The organism is Nocardia sp. CC201C (assembly GCF_030010695.1).
Classification (GTDB): domain Bacteria; phylum Actinomycetota; class Actinomycetes; order Mycobacteriales; family Mycobacteriaceae; genus Nocardia; species Nocardia otitidiscaviarum.
The window spans coordinates 1-7,537 of record NZ_JASCXP010000370.1 but is presented as its reverse complement, the minus strand read 5'-3'; the positions used below and the strand labels follow the sequence as shown (position 1 = coordinate 7,537).

General features: G+C 69.8%; 7 protein-coding genes and 1 tRNA gene. 3 read left to right on the top strand and 5 right to left on the bottom strand.

Annotated elements, in window-relative coordinates; all coding sequences use genetic code 11:
• The first annotated feature begins 134 nt into the window (after positions 1-134).
• Entirely contained in the window at positions 135-866 is a 732-nt protein-coding gene (locus tag QK444_RS28715; protein WP_282785261.1) for a helix-turn-helix domain-containing protein, read from the top strand.
• Positions 867-875: 9 nt separating this feature from the next.
• Here the strand turns inward: QK444_RS28715 and QK444_RS28710 are convergent, their stop codons facing one another.
• From QK444_RS28710 to QK444_RS28695, 4 genes are all read right to left on the bottom strand, one after another.
• On the bottom strand, positions 876-1,910 hold the full coding sequence (locus QK444_RS28710; protein ID WP_282785260.1) for an alpha/beta hydrolase family protein: 1,035 nt from the start codon (positions 1,908-1,910) through the stop codon (positions 876-878).
• Positions 1,911-2,155: 245 nt separating this feature from the next.
• A tRNA-Ser gene (locus QK444_RS28705) sits at positions 2,156-2,243 on the bottom strand.
• Positions 2,244-2,470: 227 nt separating this feature from the next.
• Positions 2,471-2,884, bottom strand: coding sequence for a MarR family transcriptional regulator (locus tag QK444_RS28700; protein WP_306358885.1), 414 nt, complete (start codon positions 2,882-2,884; stop codon positions 2,471-2,473).
• A 136-nt stretch (positions 2,885-3,020) separates the two neighbouring features.
• Positions 3,021-4,196 (bottom strand): lactate 2-monooxygenase, encoded by a 1,176-nt coding sequence (locus tag QK444_RS28695; RefSeq protein WP_282785258.1) that lies wholly within the window; start codon positions 4,194-4,196, stop codon positions 3,021-3,023.
• A 313-nt stretch (positions 4,197-4,509) separates the two neighbouring features.
• Here QK444_RS28695 and QK444_RS28690 point away from each other — a divergent pair, with 313 nt between their 5' ends.
• Positions 4,510-5,511, top strand: a complete 1,002-nt coding sequence (locus QK444_RS28690; RefSeq protein WP_282785257.1) for an NAD(P)H-quinone oxidoreductase — start codon at positions 4,510-4,512, stop codon at positions 5,509-5,511.
• A 148-nt stretch (positions 5,512-5,659) separates the two neighbouring features.
• On the opposite strand, the gene QK444_RS28685 is transcribed toward QK444_RS28690, so the two are convergent.
• Positions 5,660-6,865 carry a cysteine desulfurase-like protein gene (locus tag QK444_RS28685; protein WP_282785256.1) on the bottom strand — a complete coding sequence of 402 codons (1,206 nt, stop codon included), beginning with the start codon at positions 6,863-6,865 and terminating at the stop codon, positions 5,660-5,662.
• 110 nt (positions 6,866-6,975) lie between these two features.
• Here QK444_RS28685 and QK444_RS28680 point away from each other — a divergent pair.
• Positions 6,976-7,537, top strand: a 562-nt coding sequence (locus QK444_RS28680; protein ID WP_282785255.1) for a bacterial proteasome activator family protein, incomplete at its 3' end; no start/stop codon positions are given.

The following is a 7,537-nucleotide window of genomic DNA, read 5'->3' as shown; positions in this document are numbered from 1 at the left end:
GTGCGCGGGCTCGATCGAGCTCCGGATAGAGCCTGGTTTCCGGTGGCGGTGGTGTCAACGCACCGGAGTCGCAGTACGGGTGCGACTTCGGGTCGGGGATGCTGTGAGTTGGCCTACAGGAGAGTGGAAGTTCGATGTCCAGAGGGCGGTTGGCCGAGTTCGTGCGGACCCGGCGGAAGGCGCTGGGGATGACGCAGGCGCAGCTGGCGGCGACGACCGGGTGGTCGAAATCCTCGATCGAGAAGGTCGAGGCGGGGCGGCTGGTACCGAGTCTGGAGTTCGTGGGGGCGCTGTTCGACGCGCTCGCCATCGCCTACATCTATCGGGAGCGGATCATCGCCGCGCTGTATCCGGGGACGCTCACCCGCATTCTGGGGCCGTCACCGAGCCGACCCGATGCCGACGCCATCGCCGACCTCGAGGATCTGCCGTATCCGGCGGCCTACCTCACCCTGCCCGAGGGCGAGGTGCTCGGCGCCAATTCCGCGTGGGCCGAGACCTTTCCGGGGGCGGAGACCACATCGAATCTGCTCATCTGGCTGTTCACCGCACCGCAGGCGAGCGAGATTCTGCCGACCTGGGAGCAGCTGGCACACGGTTTCGCTTACGGGCTGCGCGTCATGGGTCCGATCTCGGTGCCAGAGACCGCTATTACCGAGATCGTCGACCGCTGTCGCGCGCATCCGGACTTCGAACGCATGTGGATCACCGATCCGCCCGACCCCGTCGCGGCGCGCCCGGAGCTGCCCGTCGCGATGCCCGCCACCGGAGAGATCCGCAGGCTGCGCGTCAAGATCGACAAACCGCATTTCCCGTTCAGCTCGTGGGTCACCTACCGCCTCGTACCGTTACGCGACACGCTCTGACCGCGGCAGTCAGCCGATGCCGAGCCCCGCGGCGAGAGTGGGCCAGGCGCGGGGCAATTCGTCCCGCCAGTACGGCCAGGAGTGGGTGCCGGTGGGGCGGAGGTTGGCGGTGATGGGGATGCCGATCTGGCTGAGGCGGTCGATGAGTTGGAGGGTGCAGGCATAGGCGCCGGCCTCCAAGGGGCCGCCGAAGAGGATGGAGTCGGGGTATTCCGGGGTGCCGGGGAGGTCGTGCAGGCCGGGCAGGCCGATGCCGGCGGAGAGGTAGATTCTGGTGCCGCGCAGGGCTTCCGCGTGGGCGTGGACGTCGTGGGCGGCCCACTGGGGGTCGTCCTCCTCGCCGAACATATTGGCGGTATCGCCGCCGTCGGTGGTGACGACGGCCTGAGCCTGGGCGCGGCCGTAGTCGGAGCTGATCGCGTAGCAACCGCTGTGGGCGGCGATGGCGGAGAAGTGGCCGGGGCGGCGCACGGCCAGCATCATGGCGGCCTCCGCGCCCATGGAGACGCCCTGGACGGCGTAGCGGCCGTTGCCGTCGAAGTGGGCGTCGATCAGGGGCGGCAGTTCGCGGGTGAGGAACGTTTCCCACCGGTTCACGCCGAGGTTCGGGTCGGGGCGTTTCCAGTCGGTGTAGTAGCTGGACGCGCCGCCGAGGGTGAAGACCACGTTCACCGGCTTGTCGGCGAAGAATTCGAGGGCGCCGCCCCGGGCGGTCCAGTTGTTCACGTCCTCGGCGGCGCTGCGGCCGTCGAGCATGTAGAGGGTGGGGCGGGGTCGGCTGCGGTCGGCGGGCAGCAGCACCTGAACGGAAACGACACGGCCCATGGCCGGGGAGCGCACGAAGACCGTGAGGAAGCGGTCGCCGATGGGTTCCACCCGTTCGACGGCGGGCGCGGCGGCGACGGAGACCTCCGGGACGGCCGAATTGCCTTCCGCCGAACCGGAATCCGCAGGTGGACGAGCAGCGGACGGAGACGCCACACCGAGTATCAGTGCGGCGCAGGCGATCGCGCCGACGAGACGACACCACTGGTGGCGGGGCACGGTCGCCAGTCTGCCAGAGGCGGCGTGGGGCAGGCGTGACGCCGCGGCGATCGTGTCGTGAAACCGCACACAAGCCGACCGATCGGGATACCGGGCGGCGGCTTACGCGGGGCACGAGTTCGGAAGCGGCCGAAGGGCTTTCATCGGTAGCACCGGGGGTGATCCGATCCACCGGTCGCCCGTCGACCGCTGTGGTGACCGGCGGTCGTCACCGGTTCCGGAACTGGTGACGACCGGCTCGGGCTTGGCGGAAGCGGAGGGATTTGAACCCCCGGTCGCTCTCACGACGCTCGCTTTCAAGGCGAGTGCATTAGGCCGCTCTGCCACGCTTCCAGGGCACCGATATTAGCAGTGCTGGGTTCGATTGCCCTCCGCTGCGCTGCGGGCTGGCTTCGCGGCGCTGGAGGTCTCGGTTCTTCCCTCCCTCCGCTCCCCCGCTTCGCTCCTCCGCTCCACTCAGTCCAGAACCGAGACGCGCCGCAAAGCCCTGAGCGTTGATCACGTGGAGGCGGGTGAGGGTCGGCTGACGTGGAGTGGGCGGCCGCCGACCGATTGGGCGGTTACGGGGGTGGTCGGTTGTCGAGGGCGCGGTTGATAAGGGCGAAGGCGGCGGCCACGGCTTCCAGTTGCTGGGGGGTGAGGAGGTCGATGAAGTCGCGGTGGACGGCGTCGACGTGGCCGGGGGCGGCGGCGCGCAGGCGGCGCATGCCCTCCTCGGTGAGGTGGGCGCGGACGCCGCGGCCGTCCTCCTCGGCGGAGGTGCGGCGCACCATGTGCTGGGCTTCCATGCGGCGGATCTGGTGGGTGAGGCGGCTGCGGGAGGACAGCACGCCGTCGGCCAGGTCGCTCATCCGCATGGCGCGGCCGGGAGCCTCGGACAGTTTCACCAGGATGCGGTAATCGGCCAGGGATAGTCTGCTGTCGGCCAGCAGCTGCCGGTTGAGTTCGGCCATGAGGCGCTGCGAGCCTTCCATATAGGCCCGCCACGCACGCTGCTGCGCCGGGGTGAGCCACCTCGGTTCGGTCGCTGTGCGACCCCCGGGACCGTCGACCACCGGCTCATTGTATTCCGGCGCTCCGGCCGGTCTGGGTGCTGCCGAGCGCATGGTCTCAGCGGAAGGAGGAGATCATGGTGCGGGACAGGTCGCCGACCGACGTGCAGCCCGAAAGCCCCATGGCCGCATCGAAATCCGCGAGCAGGCAGCGCAGCGCGTGGCGGACGCCGTCGGCTCCCGCGATGCCGAGGCCGTACGCCCACGGCCGCCCGTGCAGGACTGCCTTCGCGCCCAGCGCCAGCGCGACCATGACATCGGACCCGGTGCGGATTCCGGAGTCGAAGAGCACGTCGGCCCGGTCGCCGACGGTGGCGACAATGGTCGGCAGCGCATCGAGGGCGGCGACCGCGCCGTCCACCTGGCGGCCGCCGTGATTGCTGACGATCACGCCGTCCGCTCCGGCGTCCACGCATTGGCGGGCATCGTCGGGGTGCAGGACGCCCTTCACCGCGATCGGCAGCTCGGTCCATTCGCGCAGGTGGCCGATATCGGCGGGCCGCAGGGCGTGATTGCCGAACAGTCCGGCCCAGGTGAGGATGGCATTGCGCATGGCGTCCTCGCCTTCCTCGGGCGCGGCGGCGAGCCGGGACCGGAAGACCGGATCGGACAGATAGTTGGCGATGCCCTTGCCGTGCAGGAACGGCAGATGCCCGTGCTCGAGGTCGCGCGGCCGCCACCCGAGCGCGGGGGTGTCGACGGTGACCACGATGGCCTTGGCTCCGGCCTTCTCGGCGCGCTCGACGAAGGAGCGGGCGAGTTCGGGATCGTTCGGCCAGTACAGCTGGTACCACCAGTCGCCCGCCCGCTCGCCCACCTCTTCGATGGTGGAGGAGGCGGCGGTGGACAGCATCATGCCGATGCCCAGCTCCCGGGTCACGTCGGCGACCACGGTCTCACCGCGCTCGTGCAGCAGCCCGAGCACGCCGATCGGCGCGGTCAGCACGGGCGCGGCGAAGCGGGTGCCGAGCACCTCCACCGACAGGTCACGAACACCGGGACCGGTGGCCCCGCGCAGCATGCGCGGCAGCAGCCGGTATTTGTCGAAGGCGGCGAGATTGGCGGCGGCGGTGCGTTCCGCCGAGGCACTGCCCGCCACATAGGCGAACGCCGCGGGGTCGAGCACCTCCCGGGCGCGTGCTTCCAGTCCGGCCGCGGTCATCGGTAGTGCGGGGACGGTACCGCCGAGGCCCTGAAAGTAGATCTCGAACTGGAAGTCGACGAAACTGCTCATTCACGAGACGCTAGTGGTTTGGACCACACCGTGCGTCGACGTCGGAAAACCTTGCGGAAATTCGGTTCTCCGACCGCAGGATCAGCGGCGGCGCACCCGTACCAGGGCGCGCGACGAGGTACCGGCCAGCGGTGCGGACACGGCCATCATGAGCAGCATCCCGAACATGGCCAGCGTCACGATGAATCCCACCATGGGAACTCCTTTCTCGAGCTGCGGGTCCCAGCCTGCCGGTGGAAGCTGACAGGATGCTGTGCGCTGCCCGAGCGCTGGATGGGAATCCGGCATCGGCAGGCGTCGTAGGCTCGCTGGTATGTACGCGGTGACTCTGGACGGATTCGGCGGGCCCGAGGTCATGCGGTGGGCGGAGGTTGCGGACCCGCCCGCGCCGGGGCCGGGCGAGGTCGCGATCGAGGTGGTGGCCGCCGGGGTCAACCGCGCCGATCTGCTCCAGCGGCAGGGGTTCTACCCGCCACCGCCGGGAGCCAGCGACATCATCGGCCTGGAATGCTCCGGCGTGGTCGCGGAAGTCGGTGCGGGAGTGCGGGATCCGCGCCCCGGCGACCGGGTCTGCGCGCTGCTCTCCGGCGGCGGGTACGCCGAGCGCGTGGTGGTGCCCGCGACGCAGGTGTTGCCGGTGCCGGCGGAGCTGGATCTGGCCGCCGCGGCGGCGCTGCCGGAGGTCGCGGCCACGGTGTGGTCGAATCTGGTCATGCGGGCCGGGCTGCACGCCGGGCAGTTGCTGCTGATTCACGGTGGCGGCAGCGGGATCGGGACGCACGCCATTCAGGTGGCGGTGAGCCGCGGGGCGCGGGTGGCGGTGACCGCCGGTTCGCGGTTGAAACTGGACGCCTGCGCGGAATTGGGCGCGAGCATTCTCATCAATTACCGGGAACAGGATTTCGTGGAGGTGCTGCGGGCGGAGGGTTCCGGCGCGGACATCATTCTCGACGTGATGGGCGCGGCCTATCTGTCCCGCAATGTCGACGCCCTGGCCGAGGACGGGCAGCTGGTGGTCATCGGCATGCAGGGCGGCGTGAAAGCGGAGCTGAATCTGGGCGCGCTGCTGGGCAAGCGCGGCACCATCCACGCCACCAATCTGCGCCGCCGCCCCGCCACCGGGCGCGGCTCCAAGGCCGAGATCATCGCCGAATTGCGGCAGCACCTGTGGCCCCTGGTCGCCGACGGGACGGTGACGCCGGTCGTGCACGCCGAGCTGCCGGTGACCGAGGTCGGCGAAGCCCACCGGCTGCTGGACTCCGATAAAACGGTGGGCAAGGTCATCCTCGCGATCGGCGCGAACCCACAGCGCTGAGCGGACCCGCGTCTTGTCGGCGCGAAGATACGCCGGTGCGGCTCGCCGGAGATGGCATGGCACAACCGACGCGTCGCCGATGGCACTTATGCGCGGATGGCACGTATAGGCCGATGACGTCATCCGGCCGGGCTGGCCGCCCCGGACGCTAGGTGTCGAGCGCCGCGAGCGCCCGGCCCAGCTGGTCGATCTCGAATCTGGTGGTGTACGGGGCCAGGCCGATGGTGACCGCGCCGCCTTCGTCGTTGACGCCGAGGGCGTCGAGCAGGCGGCTGCCGCCGTGTGACCCGCTCAGGGTGCCGATGCGCGCGTCGGCCAGTGTGGCCGAGACCTTCTCGGCCTGCATGCCCGCGATGGTGAACGACACCGTGGGGATGCGGGTGGAGGCGCGGCCGATGACGGTGAGGTTGGGGATGGTGTCCAGGGTTTCCATGAGGTGCTCGAAGAGCTGGTCGTGGTAATCCTGTAGGGAGGTGATCGACATCTCGAGGCGTTCGCGGCGGGTGCCGGTGGCGCGCTCGTCCAGGCCGGCCAGGTAGTCGATGGAGGTGGTCAGCCCGGCGAGCAGGGCGTACTGGTGGCCGCCGACCTCCAGCCGTTCCGCACCCTTGGCGTAGGGGTTGAGCGACATGGAGGGGATGCGGTCCAGGAAGGCCGGGTCGCGGAACACCAGCGCGCCGATCTGCGGGCCGCCCCACGCCGGGGCGCTCAGCGCGACGACGTCGGCATTCAGTTCGTCGATGTCGATGAGCGCGTACGGCGCCGCGCCGAAGCAGTCGGCGACCAGCAGGCCGCCCACCTCGTGCACCCGGTCGGCCGCCACCCGCACCGCCGGGGCCGAGCCCACGATCGGCGACGCCGCGGTCAGGGCGACCAGGCGGGCGGTGGGTCCGATCAGCTCCTCGAACTGCCACGCGGGCATTTCGCAGGTCTCGATCTCCACTTCCGCCCAGCGCACGTGCGCGCCATACCGATTCGCGATCCGCAGCCACGGCGCGACATTGGCCTCGTCGTCCAGACGCGACAGCACGATCCCGGTGCCCAGACCCAGCCGGGAACTCAGCGACTCGGCCAGCCAGGCCAGCAGCACCGCCCGGTCGGGGCCGAGCACCACACCCGCCGGATCGCCGCCGACCAGGTCCGCGACCGCCTCGCGGGCGGCCTCCAGGATGGCGGCGCTGCGCTTGGCGGCGCCGTGCCGGTTGGTGTGCGAGAAGGCGGAGGTCCGGAAACCTGTTGATACGGCCCGCGATACCGAATCCGGGACCAGCATGCCGGCTTGCGGGTCGAGATGGATCCAGCCGTCGCCCAGGGACGGTATGAGGCCCCGCACCCTTGCGACGTCGTAAGTCATGCAGGCCACTCTAAAGGCAGTTGCCAGACCGGCGTAACCGTGTTGCTGTGTTCGACTCCCGTCGGCGGGTGCCTTAGCGCGTTCGACCGGGAGACGGCAGGATAGGGAATATGACGCAATCGGACGGGACACCGGATTCCATTGTCGTGATTGGTCCCGAGGGCCGACCGTTGATCATTCCGGCGAGCGCGCAATCGGGTTCGACCGGCGACGAAGCGCTCACCGGCGATGTGATGGGCGACGACAAAACCGGCGAATCCGACGAAAAAGAAGAGTCGCTCGCGGATATGGTCGAGCAGCCCGCCAAGGTCATGCGCATCGGAACCATGATCAAACAGCTACTCGAGGAGGTCCGGCACGCCCCGCTGGACGATGCCAGCCGCACCCGCCTGGCCGAGATCCACCGCACCTCCATCCAGGAACTGGAGCAGGGCCTCGCGCCGGAGCTGCGCGACGAGCTGGAACGCCTGGCCCTCCCCTTCAGCGACGAGACCGTCCCCTCGGACGCCGAGCTCCGCATCGCCCAGGCCCAACTGGTCGGCTGGCTCGAGGGCCTCTTCCACGGCATCCAAACCGCCCTCTTCGCCCAACAGATGGCCGCCCGAGCCCAACTGGAGCAAATGCGCCAACTCCCCCCGGGCACCCACACCCCCGACCCCCGCCACCCCGGCG

Excerpts from the sequence above, each read along its gene's own strand:
- QK444_RS28690 (WP_282785257.1), top strand. The coding sequence starts at position 4,510 with ATGTACGCGGTGACTCTGGACGGATTCGGCGGGCCCGAGGTCATGCGG.
- QK444_RS28695 (WP_282785258.1), bottom strand. The coding sequence starts at position 4,196 with ATGAGCAGTTTCGTCGACTTCCAGTTCGAGATCTACTTTCAGGGCCTC.
- QK444_RS28685 (WP_282785256.1), bottom strand. The coding sequence starts at position 6,865 with ATGACTTACGACGTCGCAAGGGTGCGGGGCCTCATACCGTCCCTGGGC.
- QK444_RS28700 (WP_306358885.1), bottom strand. The coding sequence starts at position 2,884 with ATGGAAGGCTCGCAGCGCCTCATGGCCGAACTCAACCGGCAGCTGCTG.
- QK444_RS28715 (WP_282785261.1), top strand. The coding sequence starts at position 135 with ATGTCCAGAGGGCGGTTGGCCGAGTTCGTGCGGACCCGGCGGAAGGCG.